Origin of the sequence: Stenotrophomonas sp. BIO128-Bstrain (assembly GCF_030128875.1) — a bacterium.
Classification (GTDB): domain Bacteria; phylum Pseudomonadota; class Gammaproteobacteria; order Xanthomonadales; family Xanthomonadaceae; genus Stenotrophomonas; species Stenotrophomonas bentonitica_A.
This window is the reverse complement of record NZ_CP124620.1, coordinates 1923357-1943634: the sequence shown is the minus strand read 5'-3', so window position 1 is coordinate 1943634 and position 20278 is coordinate 1923357. Positions and strand designations below refer to the sequence as shown.

Genomic DNA, 20278 nt, shown 5'->3' with positions numbered 1-20278 from the left:
CGCCCCAGGGATCACGAAGCGTGCGCTTGCTTGAAATGAATGGATATCTGGGGATTACGTGTTTAAAAGAGTCTTGTTTGTCTGCATTGGCAATATCTGCCGCAGCCCTACCGCCGAAGTGCTGATGCGCCATCATCTGCGGGAACGCCACGGGCTTGAAATTTCCTCGGCAGGCCTTCAGGCCCTGGTTGGCAAGCCGATAGACCAGACGGCGGCCGATCTGTTGCGTGAGCGTGGATTGGACCCCGATGGTCATCAGGCGCGCCAAGCCACTCCATCCGTTCTTGCGGCTGCTGACCTGATCCTGGTCATGGAGCAGGCGCACATCGCCAGAATCATCCGCGATGTGCCACAGGTGAGCGGCAAGACATTCTTGCTAGGGCATTGGGATGGCAAGGCCGAGGTCGCTGACCCGTACAGGCAGCAGCGGATCGCCTTTGAACACGTGTTTGGCGTAATCGAGCAGGGCGTTTCCCGTTGGGCCCCACACATCAAGTAACTACCGCGCAGGTGCGGTGTTTTCAACAGAAATGGAAGCCATGAGCAAGGAAACCAGTGCGCGGCCCGTCCGCGAGAACGACGAAATCGACCTGCGCGACCTGTTGGGGGTCCTGATTGATCGGAAATGGTGGATTCTGGGCACCACCGTCCTGTTCACTCTCATTGGGGCTGCGTATGCACTGCTGACCTCGCCGGTTTACCGCGCGCAGGCAATGGTGCAGGTGGAATCAAAGATGCCCACAATGCCGGGCCTAGCGGATTTGACGAGTCTGGCCGGTGGCGGAAGCGCTGCGGCCACGACCGAGGTAGCGCTGTTGACCTCACGCACCGTCGTTGGTACGGCTGTCGACCGCATGCAACTGGACACGTCTGTCGAGCCGTATCGCTTCCCGTTGCTGGGTGGGTTTCTCGCACGCCGCTTCGAAGCGCGCTCACCGGATGAGCTGGCGGGTCCGCTTTTCGGCCTGTCGCGGTACGGCTGGGGTGGCGAGATCCTCCAAATACAGCGCCTTGAGGTGCCGGCCAGTCTGCTTGATCGGCCTCTGGTCCTTGTGGTTGCAGGAACTGATGGCGGCTACCGTTTGATGGATGATGACGGTAACGAGCTGCTGCAGGGCCGCGTGGGGACTTCCTCGTCCAAGGGCGGAATTAAGTTGGACGTGGCGAAGATCCTTGCCAATGATGGCGCTCGCTTCGAAGTGGTGAAGTTGCGACGGCTCGATGTCATCGTCGGCCTTCAGGAAGACATCAATGTCAGCGAGCAGGGCAAGGAGTCCGGGATCTTGAGGATCAGCTATGAAGATAGCGACCCCTCGCGCGCCCAAGCCTTCGTTCAGAATGTTGCCGAGGCATATGTTCGGCAGAACGTGGATCGTGGCTCAGCTGAAGCTGCGTCCCAGCTTCAGTTCGTGAGGGACCAGCTCCCCACTGTTCGGAAGCAGGTGGAAGATGCCCAGGTAGCCATGTCTACCTACCAGTCGCGGGCGAACTCTGTTGACATCACGATGCAGACGAAGGGCTTGCTTGAGCAGGAAGTGGCCGTCGAGGGCAGTATCCAGCAGTTGCGTCTGAAGCAGGCAGAAATGGATCGGAGCTTTACCCGCGAGCATCCAGCATACCGGGCAATGCTCAAGCAGATTAGTGATCTGCAGTCCCGAAAGGATGGTTTCCGCCGGGAGGTGAGTCAGCTGCCGGATACCCAGCAGGAACTGCTTCGGTTGACGCGAGACCTTCAAGTCAGCAACGAGCTCTACACCGCGTTGCTCAATCAGGCTCAGCAGCTGGATGTGGCTCGTGCCGGAACGGTTGGTAACGTCCGTATTGTTGATGATGCGGTTGCTGACACAAGTAAGCCGGTTAAACCTCGCAAGGCGCTGACTGTATTGATCTCAATGCTGGTGGGCGTGTTCGTGTCCACCGCCACAGTTTTCCTGCTGCGGATGCTTAATCCGGGTGTCGAGGATCCGGCGGAGATTGAGGAACTGGGCTTGCCGGTTTATGCCGCTATCCCGTTGAGTGTGTCCAGCAACCTACTGAAGGTACAGAAAGGGCGGCGGGGGAAGGAGCGGATCGTGGGAGATGGTCGCCCCCACCTGTTGGCTGCGGCCGAGCCGGCTGATTTGGCGGTGGAGGCGCTCCGCAGCCTGCGCACTAGTCTTCATTTCGCGATGATTGAGGCGAAGAACAACATCATCGCCATCTCCGGCCCTCGACCGGGTGTCGGGAAGACATTTATCTCGGCCAACTTGGGGGCGGTCGTCGCGCAAGCTGGGCAAAAGGTGCTCGTGATCGACGTTGACATGCGCAAAGGCACGTTGCACAAGGTGCTGGGCGTCAGTCATACGGATGGTCTGTCCGATGTTTTGGCTGGCAAGTTGGAGTCAAACGACGCGATTCATCCGGTGCAGGGTCTTGAGATGATGCACTACATGACACGTGGCGAAATACCTCCAAATCCGTCGGAACTGCTTATGCATCCGCGCTTTGGTCGCCTACTGGAAGAGCTCTCTAAGCAATATGACCTGGTGATCGTGGATACGCCCCCGATCTTGGCAGTGACAGATGCAGCTATTGTGTCTAGCCATGCAGGTTCCACACTGATGGTAACTCGCTTTGGAGTTAATCAAGCTAAGGAGATCCTCCTGGCGATGAAGCGTTTCGAGCAGAACGGCATTCAGGTCAAGGGCGCCATCTTCAACGCAGTTGAAAGGCGCGCGACCGGTTACTACAGCTACGGGTACTACGAGTACGCGTCGAGCGAAAAGTAATTGAGGGAGGTGCGGGATTCGCCGCCCCGTCTCCTGATCGGCCGCAGTGCCGGCGGGGGGGGCGAGAAAAGGCCAGGAGCGAGCTCTTGGCCTTTTTTGCATCTTTGAACCGTCCTGAATTGAGTTGACACCTTTTCCCACAGGAAGGGGAATGTTCAATGGATTCAACACTCAGGCCCAGTCAGCGGGATTACTCGCTGGCCTTCAAGTTGTCGGTGGTTGACCAGGTCGAGCGCGGGGAACTGACCTACAAAAAGGCCCAGGATCGATATGGGATTCAAGGACGGAGCACCGTGCTTGGCTGGCTTCGCCGTCATGGTCGGCAGGATTGGTCGGGTGGTGCATCATCTGCGCCCATGACCACTTCACCCAAAAGCGGGGCGGCCAAGCCGCTGACGCCGGAACAACAGATCAAGGCCTTGCAGGTGCAACTGCGGGAAGCCAACGAGAAAGCGCAGCTTTTCGAAGCCATCGTCGATGTCCTCAAGCAGGACTACGGGGTGCGGATCGTAAAAAAGCCTTCCGGCAAGTCCTCATGCAAGGGCGCCTCCAGAGCCTAAGCGTGGCAAGGGCTTGCCGACATTTCGGCATTAGTCGGCAGGCGTACTACAAAGCCGGCCATCGCCAGCAGCAGCTGGTCGAGGGGGCACGGGCGATCGCCTTGGTGGGTGGCTATCGGGCGCGACAGCCCCGCACGGGCACCCGCAAGCTCCATGGTCTGATCATGCCGGCACTGCAGGCACCGGGGATAGCGATGGGACGGGCCGCCTGCATGGTGTCCTTCGTGATACCCGCCTCCTCGTGCCTATGCGGCGTGCGTATCACAAGGCAGCCAACAGGCATCAGCGTTTCCAGCGTCACCCCAACCTGCTCAAGGCTGGCGAACGGCACCGGTAGCGAGGAGGTATGGTTGCTGATATCACCTATCTGCCGACGCAGGGAAAGTATGTCTAGCTGAGCCTTATTGCCGATGCGTGGTCACGCAACATCGTAGGCTAGAGCGTGCATGACACCTTGCACACAGAGCAGGTCGCCCAAGCCTTGCAAATGGCGTTGAAGGGGCGAAAGACGCGCCAACAGCTGGTCCGTCACTCCGACAGTGGTATCCAATATTGCTCGGACTACTACCAAAAGATCCATGCCAATCACGGCGTGACCCGCTCGATGACGGATGGCCACGACTGCTACCAAAATGCGATGGCCGAGCGTGTGAATGGGAACTTGAAGGGTGAGTTCCTGCTATATCGGCCTCGAGACCTCGCGCAGGGTCGCCAGATGGTGGCTGAGTCTTTGGTCGTCCACAACGCCGAACGCCCACACCTGCTCCTTAAAATGCAGGCGCCCGATGTGGTGCATCGGGCGTCCTTGGCCGCCTCACGGCGGCTGGATCATCCGCAGCAGTTGTCAACCTATGGCAGGATGGGTGACGCCTCTATCGCCGACTGACGTTGGGTCCGGTGCTCATTCGTCGATGGTTGAAATATTGTCGAAGAAGAACTCTGGATCACGCTCTGATGTCATCTGGTACAGCCCAAAACTGCGCGCTAGGCGAGCGCCGCCATCCCGGTAGAGCGGGTTCCAGGTGAAATTAGCCCGGGCGCGCGTCGAGCGCGGCAGCAGGAAGTCGAAGGGGACGGACACATAGATGCCTTTGTCGAAGCTGCCCTCGCCGAAGTCCTTGGAGGATACGTCGGTCTTGGTTGCGTAGGCGCCCATGGTCACGCCATTGTCGAACGCGCGTGAGACAGCCAGGGTGGCGCCCCAGTCCTTGGCCAGATAGCGGCCGGCACTCAATGCAGTCACCACGCGCCGTTCCTCGCCCCACATGTAGTAGAAACTGGCATGGCCGGTGGCGACACTGTAGTCACGGAAGCTGAAACGCTGATTGAAATCGCGTTGCTTGACCCAGTTGGCTTCCACGCCTACCGCCCAACGTTCATTGAGCGGGCGATAGAGCACTTCACCGCCGGCGCCGGCATACATGGATTCGAGCAGGCCCGCATACACCATGCCATACGTATCCCGCGCAAGTTGGCGTGTGCCGGTCAACTGCAGATTGGGTAGCGTCAAGTCCTCTTCCGTCATGTACCGGCGGATATTGGTGCGTACGCGCGGCAAGCGACTGGGGGCGTCGTAGCGGAACTTGTCGTAGTTGTTGTAGGCGTTGTAGCTGACGGTGCCGCTGAGCCAAAGATTCCGGGTGAGGTAGGCGCTGGCGCTGTAGGTGCCAGCGACCTGGAACAGCACGAAGCCGTCAGGTCCGCCGAGCGATTGCTGATAGCCGATGTTGAACCCGCCGTCGAAACGGCGCAGCGGTGCGCTGTAAAGGGTCTCCCGCTGCTGAGCGGCGGGAGGAGCCATCTCGATATGACCGGCGAGAGTGCTCAGGTCTGTCTTGTGTTCGATGTAGTCGACGAGGGCCTTTCGTTCGATGCTGGTCTCCACGATCGGAACGCCCAACCGGGCGTTTTGCACGGTGAACCACGTGACGTCGTCAGGTAGCGTACCGTCGAGAACACGCCCCATTCTGCCTACGCCCTGTGCCGGATAGTAGAAGCGGCGCTGCTCTCCGGTGACGATCAGTTCCGATCCACGTCGGCTGATGCTCTGAACGCGCAGCCCTGCGTTCTGCTCCAGTTGGTTGGCGACGCCGGACCAGTCGAACAGTTCCGCGACAACATTTGTGTCGTGCTCAGACTCAGGCACGGCGGTCGCAGGATGCTGTTTCAGTGGCATCGGCATGGGATCCAGGACCTTTGCCATGGAACTGGCTTGGGCAAGGTTCGTCCGGAGGGTGATGCCGAACATCGCCAGGTCGCCACGCTCCCAGCCCAGGTGTAGATGCACGTTCTTGTTGACCGCGTAAGATGCGCCAACGTTGAACGGGCTCTTCTGGCGCTGGTTGTTCCCCTGCGGCTCGTGCTTGTAGTCGTTGCCGTCGTACTCCAGCTTCAACTGAAGCGCGTCCCACGGCGTCTGGTACGCGACGCCACCGAAGACACCGACCGGGCCACGGAACATCCCATCGCTATTGAGGCTGCCTGTACCTTGCGCTCGCGGGCGCGTTTCGAATCTATCGTCGATGGAGGTCAGGGGGTTCCTGAAATCACCTCGATTACCGATGTAGCCGGTGGCCAGGCCCACGCTGGCATCGAAAGAGCCAATGCGCTTGCTGGCGACGAGGTACTCACTTGAGAACAGACCTGTGCCACCCAGATCGCGAAAGCCTGCCGCAACTTCGGGAACCCAGCGACTCTCTTCAAGCAGGCGGACCTTCAGATCGATCGACTTGTCCTTGTAGTTCTGCGTTCCGCTCAGCCATTCCGGACCATAGCGCCGATTGGCCACCGAAACGTAGCGAAACGCGCCCTCCAGCCAGGGCAGCGGCTGCAGCACCATGTTGTAGCGGCTGTAAGGCGAGGTATGACTGGCCGTGAAGGCGAGTTCGCCCTCATCGGCCATGCGTGCGGTGGGGGTCTGTAACAGGCCAATGCCGCCCCAATCGCTTGCAGTGGGAGCGGGGGCACTCTGGGCATGGAGGGCGGTGCTGATGCTCAAGGTGAGCAGCGCAAGGCTCAGGCGAGCGGCCTGTGATCTGGCAAAACGAGTCACTTCGGTGCTCCGGGCGCATCCAGCACCTGGGTGGCGAGGAAGCGTGCGGCGTCCTCGTTGAAATCGGGGTTTACGTCGCGCGTTGTTCGTGCGTTGAGAGGAACAAAAATGAGGGCGCCGGGAGCGAGGGTGGACTCACCGCTGCGGTTCCAGAGTGCAATGCCAATTTTCTGTATCTCGCCGTCAGGCTGAATGACAAACACATCATCCTTGCTGGCGGCGAGCAGGGCAGGGCACTGCCGCACATAGTCCAACGGACGCTGCAAGGCGTGGTGCGGTATCGAGCAGGGCTGCTCCACCGTCCCAAGGACGGTCACTGTGCTTGGACGTGTCGGGTAGTACAGCCTGTCACCATCGGCCAATGGCCAATTGGCGCTGAGGTCCATCTCCAGTACACGCGGAGCGAGTCTTTGGCGAATGCGGCCGGTCACCGGCATCGCAGACACTTCCCGGGCGATGCGTGTTGCGGCCGCGGCACCTTGCGGGTCTCTGCTCTGCCGGCTTTCAATGGCCGCAAGGTCGAACAGGAGGCCTGTTTTCAGGCGGGTCTGCGCAACGAGCTCGCTGCGCTTGAGCAGGGCCGCTCCCAGCATGTAGCTGCGATCATCCGGCACGCCAGCGAGCGCTGCATCAGACAAGCGACTGGTTGCAGGGAGCGTGAGCATGCCCGGATTTCGGACGCTGCCGATGACCTCGACGGTGATGGCTGGTGCGGCGTGCAGGGAGATAGAGGCGGCCACGCCCAGGGCAAGGGCGGCCAGACGCAAAGTGATCAACGGTTCAGATCCGGCAAATAGGGTTTGAGCTGGATGATTTCCAGACTGGCATCGGGTGCGATGGCCTGCACGCTCTTCCAGATGAACCCGTTGGCCGGGTCTACCCAATAATGGTTGTCGCGCTTCCAGTCCTGGCCTTCCAACCGTTCGCGCACATGCAGCAATGAACGGGTTCTATTGAGTATCTCGACATTCTCGGTGCCAAGGCGTTCGAGGGTGCCGCTCACCGTCATGCCGAAGCGATAGCCAGGCATGACGTCATACTGGCGCTGGACGGTAATGGGCGCTTCGATCTGGTGCAGGGCGTGGAAAGGATGTTGACCCTCGATCCGCATGCCCTGGAGCTCAGGGATGCCACCATGCGTGCCTACCACCAGCCCATCTTCAAGGAAGACGACGCTGCGATCGTTGCTGTACCAGGCTTGGCGATCACCATCGAGGTTGCCCAGAACCAGAACTGCCCCGCCACGCGGGCCGGTAACCTTGATCTGGGGATAGCGGTTCGCTGCCACGTCAGCGGCTGTGGGCTGAACGTCTGGTTTGCCCTGCATTGCCAGTTGTACGGTCTTGACGCTGGTACGGCCCACCACGCCGCAGCCCGACAGCGCAAAGCCCATCAATACGAGCGCGGCCAGGCCGCGCAATCCATGGTTCCGTTGCGGCGCAACGAGAGCGGTCCTGCTCATCATTGGCCAGCCGTCAATTGTCGAGATCGTTACGCGCGCTTGCCGCGTTGCTGATGATCGAGGTGAACGGCAGCAGTTGGTTCACGAAGCGGCTCCAGCGTGTCACACCTGCTGCGCCAACGAAAACCACGTCACCGGGCAGAAGTTCGAACTGGCTGGCAACGGCGAAGGCGGCTGGGGATTTTGCTTCCAGCTGGAACACGCTGGAGGGAGCACTCTGCAGATCACTCGAGCCCCGGATCACATAGACGGCGTTTCCGTTGGACGTGGACTGCTGCAGGCCGCGTGCACGGCCAAGCGCCTGACTCAACGAAATGTCGCTGGTCTTGAAGCTCATTGCACCCGGCTGGTTCACTTCACCGACGACAAAAATCTCCTTCCGGTCCAGATACGGGACGTAGAGATGATCATTTGCTTTGAGGAAGACGTTGGTAGCGCCGCCGCCCTGACGACCGAGCCGGTCGAGGTCGATGGTGTACGTCACGCCCTCGCGGGTAAGACGCACGCCCGACAGATCCGCCTGCGCCGGATCAAGCCCGGACTGGCTGATGGCATCGCCGAGGGTCAGCGGGGTTACGGTCAACGGCACAGTCGCCGCCTGGCGCGACGCGCCGGTAACCCAGACGCGCTGACTGGCGTAGGTCAGCATGGAAACATCGACCTGGGGGGCTTCGATGACTCGGGCCAACTTTGAGGTGATCTCATCGCGAAGCTCGCCCGGTGTCTTGCCGGCCGCGGCAATCTTGCCGATGTAGGGATAGAAGAGCGTGCCATCGGACTGGACCAGTCGACCGGCTGCATTCAGCTGCTGCTGCGGGCCTGCAGGCACGGTCAGTTCTGGGTGATCCCATACAGTGATGTACAGGATGTCGCCTGCGCCAATCTGGTACGGGCCAGGCTGATAACTTGTCAGGGCAATCGGCAGCGTCGGAACATCGCGCGAGGCACGGTCCATGGCGATCAGCTTCGGTGTGATCTGGATCAGCTCGATCTGGTCGTTGCCGACCGGCTGATCATCACGGGCCAGGGCGCTGGAGCGCAGGTGCTGACCGGGCGCCCAGACACAGCCGGACAGGGTAAGGGCGAACGCCAGAGTGGCGCCGAGACGCTTGCAGTCCATCGATGATTCTTCCTGGCCCTGTCGGGCAAAACAAAAACCCCCGCCGGACCTGCGCCCGGCGAGGGCGTAATGACCTGACTCCGACTAGCGGATCAGTTGGTGCCGGTGGTGCCGGTGGTACCCGTCGTGCCGGTGGTGCCGGTCGGCGGCGGGGTGGTGCCACCACCATTGTTGTTGCCAGCGTCGTCGCTACTGCTGTCGGACGCAACGCTGTATGCGACTGCAGCGACAGCGATGCCGGCGCCGATCACGGCCGCAGTGGTGAGGGCGCCGGTGGCGGCACCGGTGGCGGCGCCGGTGCCGGCGACTTCTGCGCTGGTGGCAGCGGTGGTGCCTTCAGCACCAGCAGCCTGCTCAACCTGGGCTTCCTGAGCCAGAGCCATCGGGGAGAAAGCCACGAGGGCGAGAGCGGCAAAGATCTTCTTCATAACGGGGTTTCCTACTCCGTGAGGTAAATTTTCGCTGTCATCTTCGCGTTGAAGGCTATTCAGTGTCAAGTCGGTTTGGGCGCCTGGGCTGGGTTCTCTGCGTCCAATATTTGACGCCTATCGCACAAAATGATGTCGATTGAAGACTTGGTCGCGGCCTGACAGCTCGGTTGCAAGGCGTATGACCACATCGTGGGTGCGGACCGTGGGCATCAGCATTGGGACCGCCAGTCCCACTATGACTGAGGCGGCAAGAGTGGGTAGGGGTGTTGTCCAGCCTGTGGCGCGCGCCGACAGGGCGAAAACCGTCGCCGCCGTGCCCAGCAGCCACCCACTCACCACCTCAGATGCGGAGTGGGCGTTAAGGGGTAGGCGCGAATAGGCGACCATGGCGGCAAGCAGCGACCCGAGCAGTGCCCAAAGGAGAGGTTTCGGGAGCCGACCAGACGCGGCGAGATACAGGGCGACCGGATAAACCGCTGCCGTCATGGTGGCGTGACCGCTGAATCCAGTGAAGTCCAGCCGGGCCCAACCAATGCCCCAACCCAGGAAGGCCAGCTTGGAGGCCAGGGTTAGGCCACCGGCGATTGCCAGGCCGGCCGCCCAGCGAATGCGAAGGGCGCGGCTCTCTTCGGGGCCGAAGAGGATCAGCACTAGGCTCACGGGCAACAGCCAGCGGCTGTCGCCGAGTTGGGAAAGGGTGGCCCAAAGAGGATGCATCCATGTCACTCATCACAGGGGACGGAGGAGCATAGGGCAGTTGCCGCTGTCGGGGATGAGTGGCGGGCAACCGGCCGAGCATGGATGAGGCCCCTCGTTTGCCTGTATCCTTTACGCCCTCCGTGGCCCCGTAGCTCAGCTGGATAGAGCGTCCCCCTCCTAAGGAAGAGGGCTTTCGCCATCCTCCTGCAAGTTATTGAATTGTAAAGGCGCGTGGAGTGGGGTTGACGCTCCAATGCATCAAAACACACCTAGAAACATCATGAAACACTGGCGTTCTGCCACAGGATTGCCACAGCCATAGCATGCATTGCTGTGCCGCCGCTCGGCTTCGAAAGCTGGCAATCTAGACCGCTTGTCGAAGAGCCGTGGTGCTATGTCAGAAGCCTCATTGAAGTGGTTGCGGGAGGGCTACCCGGGCCGCTACGGACTAAGCCCCGAAGAAGTCGCTCATGTGCTCCGTGGGCAGTCAACACGCGGGGTGGTTCAGCGAATCAGGGAAGGGATGAAGTCGGGCCGCTACCCGGGTGCGAGGAAGATCGACGGGCACTTGCAACTCCCAATTGAAGCTCTTGCCGAGATCTTGGAACCTTCGCCCAACCCGGCTCCTGTGGTTCCCACCGTTGATCATTCAAAGCCCATTGGTCGGCGGAAGTCAGCGATTGGTCCCCGAATTGCCTTCGTTCGTGCCAGTGACTTCTGGGAACAGGTTCTTCGCTCAATTGGTGAGCCAGAGTTCGCCGACGAGCTTGCTGCTGCATCAATGCAAGCAATTGCTGACTTAGAGCGTGACTTCGCACACAGTAAAGCGGAGCGGGAAAGACATGATCTGCAAGGATCGACGCCTTTGATCAAATAAACGTTGATCCAATAAAGGTGCGTTGATAGGATCAGATCGGTCTATCACTCTCCAACAAATAGAACACTATGAGCAAAGCACCGGGCACTACTCTTGAAGCTATTGCTTCCGCCAAGGCTAAGCTGGCTGAAGAGCTCAAGAAGCTTGAAGAGCAAGAAGTCAAGTTGATGGAAGAAGAGGCATCAAGCGCTTTCGCAAATGTCTCGGAGCTTCTGAACCGCTTTGGTCACTTCTTCTCGGCTAAGCAGAAGTCTGAGATCGCCAATCATTTCAACGCTACTTCTTCGACTGGTAAAAAGTCGTCCGGTTCCAGGAAGGAAGTTGCTCAGAAATACTGGCTGCCGCATACCCAGGAAACGTGGAGCGGGCGTGGTCGCACTCCGCGCGCCTTCGCCGCCTGGGAAGGATCGGCTGCTTACAAAGAGTGGAAGGCAGCACATCCGGACGAAAAGTTCCCGAAGTTCCCCGGCTAATTAAACCTTAGGAAGCCGACAGCAATGTCGGCTTTTTTATATGCCGAGAAAGACAAACGAGAAGGCTGAGGAAGAGGGCTTCAAGAACGCCTTGGAGTCGATCTTTGCAGATCAGGATAAGCGCGATGAGTTATTAGACAGCCAGGACTACGCGTCGGTGCGCAAGAAGCTTCATGAGATGAGCGGTGATGCTCTATTCACGCTATCAATGACAGCATTCTTCCTTGGCATCACAAGCAGTGCCTTGCGGGAGGCTCGAAAGAAGTATGACGATCCTTTCTCCGTGTCCAAAAGCCACGCGGCTCGCAAAGATCAAATCTTGCGATGGTGGGCTACGGTCTTGAAGAAAAAGAGCGGGCTCGAAGAGGAAATCGAAGGCAGCGCTGGACTCGATCTTCGTCCCAGCCCAAACCTCTTTATCGTTTTCAAAGACAGGAAAACGGGTAGTCCCGTTGTTCTTTGCAACAGCCTGATCACTTCTGTCTCAGACGAGCTTCTTTCCGACACGCTCCGAACTGGTTGCCGTGTCGTTGCCCTTACGCCGGAGAAGGCAATTGAGAAGCCCTGGGCGGTGCATGACGAAAAGGCCGCTTACATTGAGGCCTACCGCAAGCATCTTGAAGCCAAGCATCGGCAGAAGCTCCTATGGATGGATCGAGAGCAGGCGCAAAGCAAAGCGCTCGCTGAGCGGGCAGAGCTTGACGCTTCAACGACAAAAAGGTAATTGCACCTACCCATGTCCTGCAATCGAAGCCCCTGGAAAGGGGCTTTTTTGATCTTCAAGCATTGACTTTATTGGGCAGAGCCTTTTGATAAGAACATGCACTTATTTAAGGAGCTCCAATGTTTGGATGGTTTGCTAAGAAGAACGCGAAGACACGAGAATTCCCGAGCTCATACTATGACCAAAGTGGCACGATCAATGCCAATAGTCATTTGATACCACTACTCATCCCAAAGTTCGAGTCGTGGATCACTCAATTTCCGGACGAAGAAAAGCAACGCGTTGCCGCATGTGAACGGTTGATCGCGGCTGGATCCCTCGAAGAGTTGAAGGTTGCACTAGAGGCAGGTGCTTTCGTTGATTGCTATACCGGCTATCATAAATTTCCCACGCCTTTGACGAACGCTGCTTGCTCTGGAGAGCTTGATCAGATCAAGCTACTTTTGGAGTATGGCGCTGACATCAATGAAATGAGTGGAACTGATTTTGGCTTTGGCAGTCCCGTCGATACGGCGTATTCCCACAAACAGTTTGGTGCAGTCGCTCTGTTGTTGGAAAGTGGGGCAAATTTTGAGGATGCCGAGTTCTTCCACCTCAAGAGCGACAATGAGCTTCATGATTTGTTGGATCTTTACCTTCACAGTGGTTCCGCAGATGAAGATCGACCATGCCTGGAATTCCTAATTGAATTCTTGCTTGACAACGGGGCATGCTTGGTTGCGCGTCCCGAAGACTCTTATGATGACTATAATTCGCTTAAAGCGGAAGTAGAGGGACTTCGGAGAGTCCCACCTCCGCGTTTTCAGGAATTCTTGCATCGTGGACACGTCGCTACTCGGCAGTGAATGTGTAACCACGCGGATAACGCTTGACGCCTGTGGAAAATTTCTTCTGATGGGTATGAGGGGCTTTTCTCCTTGTCCTCTCACCCGGGGTGTGTGTGTTCCCGCACACACATCCTAATTTTTTTCAGCGATTGATCGTCCATTAGCCATTGCCAATTCTGGATTTTCTGTTTTGTTGGGTCTAACTCAGCAAATCAGGAGATTCAGTGCGGTATAAGCGAGATCAGAAATATCATGCAAGAGAGCGGCATCTATACGCTCTCAAATTTAGAAGTGGGGCGGTCTACATCGGTCAGACCGTTGACATGGCCCGGCGGCAAAAGGAACACGAGTCGGTTGCTGGTGGTTGGCCACGCGCTTTCGAGTTCCAGCACCTATCCACGATTCAAGGCACTCAGCTTGAAGCCGAAGATCATGAGAAAGCTTGGCGCTATGTCGCAGCCACTCACGGGCATCAAATCTATGGTAAGCCGCCAGGAATCGTTGTGGATTGCAGACGCCAGCAGACGCCGAGTAGCTTAAAGATCGCGAAGACCCTGCGATGGCCTAGTGCAACAAAAGGCTTCTGGGCAGACGTGATAGACACTCTCGCACAGCTGCTCGGTCGCTAGATCCCGCTGTTACACAAGCAGAGGGTAGGGCGTTATCCTCGCTCTATGCTAACCGTCCTTCACCCCGAGTTATACCACCAGATTCTGAGCTATCCAGTCGGCATCATGGCTGCACCTGATCCTGATGGTGGCAATCCGTTCCTCATCGTCAAGGCTCAAAAAGAGTTCCTTCTCGCGGCCAAGATCAGTGGCTTCATCAAGGTCTATGTGTGTCCTGCGGACCTTGATGGAAAAGAGACGCTAGCTTTGGCCTTCGCGTTCTTCGACGACGAAGATGAACCTTTGATCATTCGCACAGCTTTGCTCGATGACGTCGAGAGTCGCCACCTGTTGGCGACCTTGACCAGCCCTTCGATCAATGTTCATTTCTTTGATGAACATGGGCGAGAGTTCTTGGTCTACGAAGCAGAGATTGATGTCCCAGAAGTTACCAAGAGCCGTCTGGACGGGTTGAGGCTGCTTGGCTCGGACTTTGTCCAGGCTCAGCACATGCTGCATGGAGTCGCTACCTGGTTCGGTCTGCGCACCAGCAAGGACGACGAGGAAGCACTGACAGTCCGGCTTGTCCACGCCCCCTTTGGAGAGAGTCTTGCCATCCAGGATGCTCGGTATCCGCTCCATCAACATCACGGGGCAAAGGGATACAGCATCTCCACGTTAGAGAGGGAGGAGCCTGGGAACTTCCAAGAAGAAGACATCATCAAGTGCTTGGCGATGTGCTTTCCCCAAAGTCAGCTCTACCACGGACCACTACGAACAACTGACAAGGAAGAGATTTGTGACGTCTTGGTGGTGACAGATGATCGAGTGCTCATCATCCAAGCCAAGGACAGTCCAAACGTTGAGCGCATCGCAAAGCAGAAGCTCAGTCGGAAGCAAACCAATGCGATGACCGCTTTCAAGAAAGCCGTGGCACAGGTTCGGGGTGCACAAAGTTACATCAAAGCAGGCAACGGAACGCTTCGCTACACCCTCAACGGCGAAGAGAAGTCAATCGATATCAGCCAGAAGCAGCTCTTTGCGATCACGATCATCAAAGAAGTCTTTGAGCGAGAGAGCGAAGAATACGCGAAGATCCTCAATGTGCTGATGGTGGAGCGCAGCATCCCTTGCTACGTGATCTCATATGGCATGTTCTTTGAGCTCTGCTATCGAGTTCATGATGCCAACAAGTTCTTTCAGTTTTCAGAAGAAATGGTAGAGAGCATCAAGCATCTGCAAGACCTACCTGTGATCAACTTTCACGGCTAGTGGGTGCATCGTGTAGACCGACGACCCCACAGGCATCGTTGGTCTACGGAGCAGCTGGCATGCTGCTGCAAGTCGATCCCGTGCTCCTACCTCGTGACTATTCCGCGTCAGGCTCAGCAGCGAGACTCACTGTCCAATGCCCGCCTTCCTCCAAGTGAGGGGTGAGCAGGTCATAGGTCTTCAACATGTCTACAAGCCCAGAATGCCCATACGCACTGGGCGAAAAGGCAGAGTCGGCACGTTTCAAATACTGGCTCAGAGCGCTCACGCTAACCCTTCCATCAGGCGTGCCTGCGGCCAGGAGGGAGACGGCTTCCACGACGAACCGTGGCCTACGCTTGATCTTGGCAGACGGGGTGGGCGCAGCGACGGGTTTGGGTTGGGTAGGGGCCCGAGGCTTGGCCTCCGGAGTCTCCGCATCAGGTGCTTGCGCAGCGGCTTGCTCAGGGCTCCATTCGAAGAACCGGTCGCACGCATTGCGCAGTGCATCTGGGGTCTTTGCTTCGCCCACAATGAAGACCGTAGCGCCGCGTTCTCGCAGTCTGCGGCTGAGATATGCAAAGTCCGAGTCGCTCGTTACCAAGCAAAAGACCTCCGCACGCCTGTCGAACAGTGCCTCTTGAGCATCAAGAGCAAGCGCAATGTCAGCAGTGTTCTTCTTTGAAGCGTATTGGTATTGAAGGCATGGGGTAAATGCCTGTCGGACCAATGCTTGTTCCCATGAACTGTTGAGTGTCGTCTTGTTTCCATACCCGCGTCGCAGCGCAACTCTACCGGCCTGCGCTGCCATCAATAGGGCGAAATCAATGATGTCGGGTGCGACATTGTCACAGTCAATCATGACCGCGACGGTGGCTTCAATCGGCTGACTCGCCATAGATGCTCCTTCCAATGCTTGTGGGTAGCGACGATTGCCTTCTTTGAATCGCCCAGGGTTCCGTAGACACCTCGCAGCCATAAACTATGGCTTAGGCGGAGGTGGTTATGAGCACGAAGCGGTACACCGATGAGTTCAAGATCGAGGCGGTCCGACAGATCGTTGAGTACGGCCGTCCGGTAGCGGAGGTTGCCGAGCGACTGGGCGTGTCGATCCATAGTCTTTACGGCTGGAAGCGGCAACAAGGCAAAGGCGATGTTGGCCGGCGTGTCGAGCAGGACCAGAACGCGGAAGTGCGCCGCCTCAAGGCTGAGCTACGCAGGGTCACTGAAGAGCGAGACATCCTAAAAAAAGCCGCCGCGTACTTTGCAAAGGGGTAAGAGCAAAGTACGCCTTCATGAAGCAACACGCAGATGAGTTCGGCCTCGCGGCGATGTGTCGGATGCTTGGCGTCCATCGCAGTGGCTACTACGCCTGGCTAAAAGAGCCGGCAAGCGCTCGCGACAAGGACGATCAGCGGTTGCTCGGCCTAATCAAGCACAGCTGGCTGGAAAGCGGCTCTGTGTATGGCCACCGCAAAGTGACCACAGATCTGCGCGAGCTTGGCGAGACGTGTAGTCGTCATCGCGTGGCACGCTTGATGAAGAGCGAGGGGCTGCGGGCAATGGTCGGCTACGGTCGGCGACCACGCCCATTGAGCGGCCCTGTTGGATCAGTCGCCAAGAACGTTCTGGCTCGCGGCTTCAAAGTCAGTGAGCCAAATCGCGCGTGGGTCACGGACATCACCTACATCCGCACGTACGACGGCTTCCTGTACTTGGCGGTAGTGCTTGATCTGTTTTCGCGTCAGGTCGTTGGATGGGCAACCCGACCAACTCAACATACGGACCTGGTTTTGCAGGCGCTATTGGCTGCAGTGTGGCGGCGCAAGCCAAGCCCCGGGCTTCTGCTTCACTCCGACCAGGGAACCCAGTTCACCAGCGAAGACTGGCAGAGCTTCCTGCGCGAGCACGACATCGTGTGCAGCATGAGTCGACGAGGAAACTGCCATGACAACGCAGCGATGGAGAGCTTCTTCCAGCTACTGAAGCGGGAGCGTATTAAGCGGAGGATCTACAGCAATCACGACGAGGCACGGGCCGACGTCTTCCAGTACATCGAGATGTTCTACAACCCAAAACGGCGGCACAGTTCCAACGACGGGCTGTCCCCGGTAGAGTTCGAGAAGCAGTACGCACTAAACGGCTGACGACTGTCTAGAAAACCCTGGGCGATTCAACGCACTCTCCCTTCATCGTAAGAGGAGCACCGGTTGACGCTAATGTGGTCTGGCTTGCAGACGGTGAGATCAAATCCGACGACCGGTCTGTGGTCGAACTGGCGCTGGGTTGGGGGGCGTTCGGTAAGCAGGTGATCATCGTCAGCGAAGACGCGAAGAACGAGCTATTAAAGAAGCTCATTCGACAGTGGCCCGAGATCGAGCGGTCTGTGACTGTTCTCCCAGGCCGGGGCTACAAGCATCTGCTGACCAAGGCTGAGGCGGTAGAGCTCAGGGAGTCACTAGGTGGCAAGTTCAAAGTCTTGGTTCACCGAGACCGCGATTCGTTGACTGACGACGAGGCGGCGCAATTGGTGGATAGTTATGCAGCAGAGGGCATTGCCCTGTGGCTTACAGACCAATCCGACATCGAGTCTGAGTTCTGCAACCCAAGCTTCCTGTCATCGCTTACTGGCGAAACGCTTGCTACATGTGAGGGATGGGTGGATCACATCATCGCGAACAACACGGTGCCCATCTCAGACCAGTTCGCAAAACAGCGTGTCGCAGCGAATCAAGAGCTTCATGGAGCAGGCGGTGGCCCTACGAATGCAGATGTTTGGGCGGCGCTGCAACATCGAGCGTTGAAGGGGGCGAAAGGGAAGTTTGTGATGGGTCAGTTGAAGAACAGGGTCCCTGGGAACGTCTACTCAGAGGCGAGTGTAGAGGGGCACAGCGGTTTTCCGGAACTAGCACCAAGCCTCAAGAATGCCATTCAGATGCTGATCGACAATTGAGGGACTTGTGCCAAAACTCCCGGAACGACAATCAGACTATAAGCGATAATTGATTTTATCAACACCCAAAAGGAGTGTGCCAAATGGCAACAGGAAATGGTATTCGAAGTGACCTATACGAGTTGACTGTCCCACTTTTGGCGGTCTTCGAACAAGTGGCCCTGGACGGAAACTTTGATGCTCTAGACTGGGCGAAGCTCGAACAGATAGTGAAAGGGGCCATGAAGGAGGGTTGCGCGAATCAGGGGGATGTTGATGAAGTCACCGGCGCTGTGACAGTTCCGAAGAGTTTCAACGCTCGTCGACTTGGTGAGATATACAAGTGCTTGGATGGAAAAACATATGGCAGGCCAGGGCGGATTCCAGAGGTGATAGGGAAGGTCGGGGGGCGTGCAATTTAGCGTGCGGATGAAGGTCTCGCTGCTTCCCGGTCAGGCTATCTGTGAAGTGTCAAAATGTTGCCTAGGTCGGCTTTGACATCCCTGCCTTTGGTAGCTTGACGGGCATTGGGTCATGGGCTGATTTGCACCTATGAAGGTATTTCTCCATCAGGTGCTGTGCATCGCTATCACCGCGCTCCATAGCCGTTTGCATAGGCGTGTTGCCAAAGTCGTCCACGATGTCTTGCTTCGCCCCAAAGCGGAGCAGGGCATCGATTACCCCAGGGTCGTCAGCCAGGTGCAAGGCTGTCTGTCCAAACGCGTTGGTCACGTTGACGTCTACATGTGAGCGGATAAGGCCCCGGGCTTCGTTCCAGCGCCCGTTCTCGACAGCGTCCAGTAGAGTAGTCCCAGGCAGCGTGTCATCTGGCTCAGACGCATAGACAAGCTGTTCTTTGTCACCCCGGATGCGAGCGAGAAGCAAGGCATGATCAATGAGGTGATCGAACCGCGATCCGGCTCGGCTCGCTTCATAGATTGCCTGGGATTCAGGGCTGAGGTTGCCAAAGTCGAAGAGCTCGGGGCGGGGTTCCTTCCCGGGCTGTGTGTAGCATTGCCGACTCTCTTCTCGGTCCGAGTTATGGATTTGTGGCAGTCGTTCGGTCATAGCGCTACCGCGAGTTCTTTGGCTCTGCGCCGCGCCTTCATATCTTTGATCTGATCGTCGAGCAACTCAGGTGCAAGGGGATCGACAGGTTTCGGCCTTGCTTTACGCACCGGCCGTTCTTGACGGGGCTCTTGGCCCGTTAGCTCTTGGTCCTGCACATGGCTCTGTTGGAGTTCCTCGTAGCGCTCGATCTTCAAGAAAATGCACATCTTATCTGCATCCCCAGAAGCACGAACAATTTCCCTAGGGTCATTGTTCAAGACTTTGATCCATGGTTTGATGTAAGCCGTGCTTTGCCCTGGATCGTGGCCGATACCCAAGCGTTCGGCGCACATGAAAGAGAAGATCTCAGCTCGCAGCTCTTCGATAGCGTAGCTCTCACTACCAAACTTGCCCGATAGATCACGCCCCAACCGATCTTTGTGGCCGGTGCTGTGTCCGAGCTCATGAAGGGCTGTTGCATAGAAGCCGTCTGGGCTGCTAAACGCTGCTTTCGAGGGCATGAAAATCTGATCGATGTCCGGACGGTAGTAAGCCCGATCACCGCCATTGAAGTTGAACGGCACGCCCGAGTCAGTCATCAGCTGCTCGCACTTCTCATGTCGCCATTGCTCCGGAACTTGGAGCTGAGCTTTCGGCTCAGGCAAGCCATCGCATTGATCGCGGTTAAAGACTGTGAAGTAGAAGACTTGCATGATCTTCTTTGCTGTTGGATCCTCTTCGAGCTGCTCGGCAGTCGGCTCCGACGTCTTCCAGAATTGGATCAAAGTGCCTTTCTGTCCCTTGCGGACCTTGCCACCAGCTTCCCCAATCTGCTTGAACGTCAGCCACTCCGCAGACTGATAGCCCCGTTCTTGCTGCGTCAGGAGCAAGTTCATGAAATTGCTGCCCCGGTAGCTACGATTGGTGACGCCGTTGTGGGGCCCTGCCGGGACTTCGCCGGGCTTCCAAGGCTTTGTCCATGGCGCTGTGTGGTTCTCCAGGCTGCGGATCACGAGATCAGCAAATTGGCGCGCGTAGTCGTCTGTCTTGCTCATGCGCCAATCCAAATGCTGCGGTGTTGCATGAGAGCCAGATCGACAAGATCGATGATCTCGAAGTCGTTGAAATGGCCTTCGGCCTCAGTCTGATCAGTTGCTACGCTGAACAGCAGGCCGTCCCCGTGCCGTTCTGCGACGAATCGCTTGAAGGGCAGGTAGATATCCTCTGGCGTTAGCGCCGTTTCTTCGAAATACAGATCTTCATCAGTCATAAGTGCCTCCTCTTGACCAAGCTAAGGCAACTGACTCGTTTGGCAAGGGCTTCTAGCGCAATTAATTTGGTCCAATTCGCAAATAGCCAGCGACAAAGATTGGTCGCTGAACACATTGCAAGCGCTAGCGCTCCTCCACCTTGTTCCGGCTTTCAGTGCAATGCGTTCTTGCCG

The 20278-nt window shown here is 57.5% G+C and carries 20 protein-coding genes and 1 pseudogene; 11 read left to right on the top strand and 10 right to left on the bottom strand.

What is annotated here, in order from left to right; all coding sequences use genetic code 11:
* Positions 1-58 precede the first annotated feature (58 nt).
* From POS15_RS08670 to POS15_RS08660, 3 genes and pseudogenes are all read left to right on the top strand, one after another.
* Positions 59-499, top strand: coding sequence for a low molecular weight protein-tyrosine-phosphatase (locus POS15_RS08670; RefSeq protein WP_284129477.1), 441 nt, complete (start codon positions 59-61; stop codon positions 497-499).
* Between the two features lie 40 nt (positions 500-539).
* Entirely contained in the window at positions 540-2768 is a 2229-nt protein-coding gene (locus POS15_RS08665; protein ID WP_284129476.1) for a polysaccharide biosynthesis tyrosine autokinase, read from the top strand.
* Positions 2769-2926: 158 nt separating this feature from the next.
* Positions 2927-4214 (top strand): annotated as a pseudogene (locus POS15_RS08660) (IS3 family transposase).
* Between the two features lie 15 nt (positions 4215-4229).
* Here the strand turns inward: POS15_RS08660 and POS15_RS08655 are convergent.
* From POS15_RS08655 to POS15_RS08630, 6 genes are all read right to left on the bottom strand, one after another.
* Positions 4230-6380, bottom strand: coding sequence for a YjbH domain-containing protein (locus POS15_RS08655; protein WP_284129475.1), 2151 nt, complete (start codon positions 6378-6380; stop codon positions 4230-4232).
* Complete coding sequence (locus POS15_RS08650; RefSeq protein WP_284129474.1) at positions 6377-7156, bottom strand: capsule biosynthesis GfcC family protein; 780 nt, start codon at positions 7154-7156, stop codon at positions 6377-6379. The genes POS15_RS08655 and POS15_RS08650 overlap by 4 nt, the downstream gene beginning before the upstream one ends.
* Positions 7153-7842 carry a YjbF family lipoprotein gene (locus POS15_RS08645; RefSeq protein WP_284129473.1) on the bottom strand — a complete coding sequence of 230 codons (690 nt, stop codon included), beginning with the start codon at positions 7840-7842 and terminating at the stop codon, positions 7153-7155. The genes POS15_RS08650 and POS15_RS08645 overlap by 4 nt, the downstream gene beginning before the upstream one ends.
* Positions 7843-7855: 13 nt before the next feature.
* Complete coding sequence (locus POS15_RS08640; RefSeq protein ID WP_284129471.1) at positions 7856-8962, bottom strand: polysaccharide biosynthesis/export family protein; 1107 nt, start codon at positions 8960-8962, stop codon at positions 7856-7858.
* 92 nt (positions 8963-9054) lie between these two features.
* Entirely contained in the window at positions 9055-9390 is a 336-nt protein-coding gene (locus POS15_RS08635; protein WP_070473026.1) for a hypothetical protein, read from the bottom strand.
* A 117-nt stretch (positions 9391-9507) separates the two neighbouring features.
* Positions 9508-10110, bottom strand: a complete 603-nt coding sequence (locus tag POS15_RS08630) for a phosphatase PAP2 family protein (RefSeq protein WP_284129470.1) — start codon at positions 10108-10110, stop codon at positions 9508-9510.
* A gap of 505 nt (positions 10111-10615) precedes the next feature.
* On the opposite strand from POS15_RS08630, the gene POS15_RS08625 reads away from it, so the two are divergent.
* The 5 genes from POS15_RS08625 to POS15_RS08605 all read left to right on the top strand — a co-directional run bounded on the left by POS15_RS08625 (position 10616) and on the right by POS15_RS08605 (position 14873).
* On the top strand, positions 10616-10969 hold the full coding sequence (locus tag POS15_RS08625; RefSeq protein WP_284129469.1) for a hypothetical protein: 354 nt from the start codon (positions 10616-10618) through the stop codon (positions 10967-10969).
* Between the two features lie 68 nt (positions 10970-11037).
* Positions 11038-11442: an H-NS family nucleoid-associated regulatory protein gene (locus POS15_RS08620; protein ID WP_180846062.1), complete on the top strand. Its 405-nt coding sequence runs from the start codon at positions 11038-11040 to the stop codon at positions 11440-11442.
* A gap of 40 nt (positions 11443-11482) precedes the next feature.
* The gene (locus POS15_RS08615; RefSeq protein ID WP_284129468.1) at positions 11483-12166 is read left to right on the top strand and encodes a hypothetical protein; all 684 of its coding nucleotides are present in this window, start codon (positions 11483-11485) and stop codon (positions 12164-12166) included.
* 119 nt (positions 12167-12285) lie between these two features.
* Positions 12286-13011, top strand: coding sequence for a hypothetical protein (locus POS15_RS08610; RefSeq protein WP_284129467.1), 726 nt, complete (start codon positions 12286-12288; stop codon positions 13009-13011).
* A 716-nt stretch (positions 13012-13727) separates the two neighbouring features.
* A complete protein-coding gene (locus POS15_RS08605; RefSeq protein WP_197649790.1) occupies positions 13728-14873 on the top strand; it encodes a hypothetical protein in 1146 nt (381 codons plus the stop codon).
* A gap of 97 nt (positions 14874-14970) precedes the next feature.
* Here the strand turns inward: POS15_RS08605 and POS15_RS08600 are convergent, their stop codons facing one another.
* Positions 14971-15750, bottom strand: a complete 780-nt coding sequence (locus POS15_RS08600; protein ID WP_284129465.1) for an NYN domain-containing protein — start codon at positions 15748-15750, stop codon at positions 14971-14973.
* Positions 15751-15857: 107 nt separating this feature from the next.
* On the opposite strand from POS15_RS08600, the gene POS15_RS08595 reads away from it, so the two are divergent.
* The 3 genes from POS15_RS08595 (at position 15858) to POS15_RS08585 (ending at position 18206) form a co-directional block, all read left to right on the top strand.
* Positions 15858-16999 (top strand): IS3-like element ISStma9 family transposase gene (locus POS15_RS08595; RefSeq protein WP_087944428.1). Its coding sequence is split into 2 segments (ribosomal slippage): positions 15858-16095 and positions 16095-16999, totalling 1143 coding nucleotides; the frame shifts between segments, so codons are not numbered across the junction.
* A gap of 74 nt (positions 17000-17073) precedes the next feature.
* Positions 17074-17805, top strand: coding sequence for a hypothetical protein (locus POS15_RS08590; RefSeq protein ID WP_284129464.1), 732 nt, complete (start codon positions 17074-17076; stop codon positions 17803-17805).
* A gap of 83 nt (positions 17806-17888) precedes the next feature.
* Complete coding sequence (locus POS15_RS08585; protein WP_284129463.1) at positions 17889-18206, top strand: hypothetical protein; 318 nt, start codon at positions 17889-17891, stop codon at positions 18204-18206.
* Positions 18207-18267: 61 nt separating this feature from the next.
* Here the strand turns inward: POS15_RS08585 and POS15_RS08580 are convergent, their stop codons facing one another.
* Genes POS15_RS08580 through POS15_RS08570 form a run of 3 tightly spaced genes read right to left on the bottom strand, consistent with a single transcriptional unit; the run spans position 18268 to position 20104 of the window.
* Positions 18268-18852, bottom strand: a complete 585-nt coding sequence (locus POS15_RS08580; RefSeq protein ID WP_284129462.1) for an ankyrin repeat domain-containing protein — start codon at positions 18850-18852, stop codon at positions 18268-18270.
* Positions 18849-19889, bottom strand: coding sequence for a zincin-like metallopeptidase domain-containing protein (locus tag POS15_RS08575; protein WP_284129461.1), 1041 nt, complete (start codon positions 19887-19889; stop codon positions 18849-18851). Before POS15_RS08575 ends, POS15_RS08580 begins: the two co-directional genes overlap by 4 nt.
* Positions 19886-20104, bottom strand: a complete 219-nt coding sequence (locus POS15_RS08570; protein WP_284129459.1) for a hypothetical protein — start codon at positions 20102-20104, stop codon at positions 19886-19888. Before POS15_RS08570 ends, POS15_RS08575 begins: the two co-directional genes overlap by 4 nt.
* Positions 20105-20278: the final 174 nt, after the last annotated feature.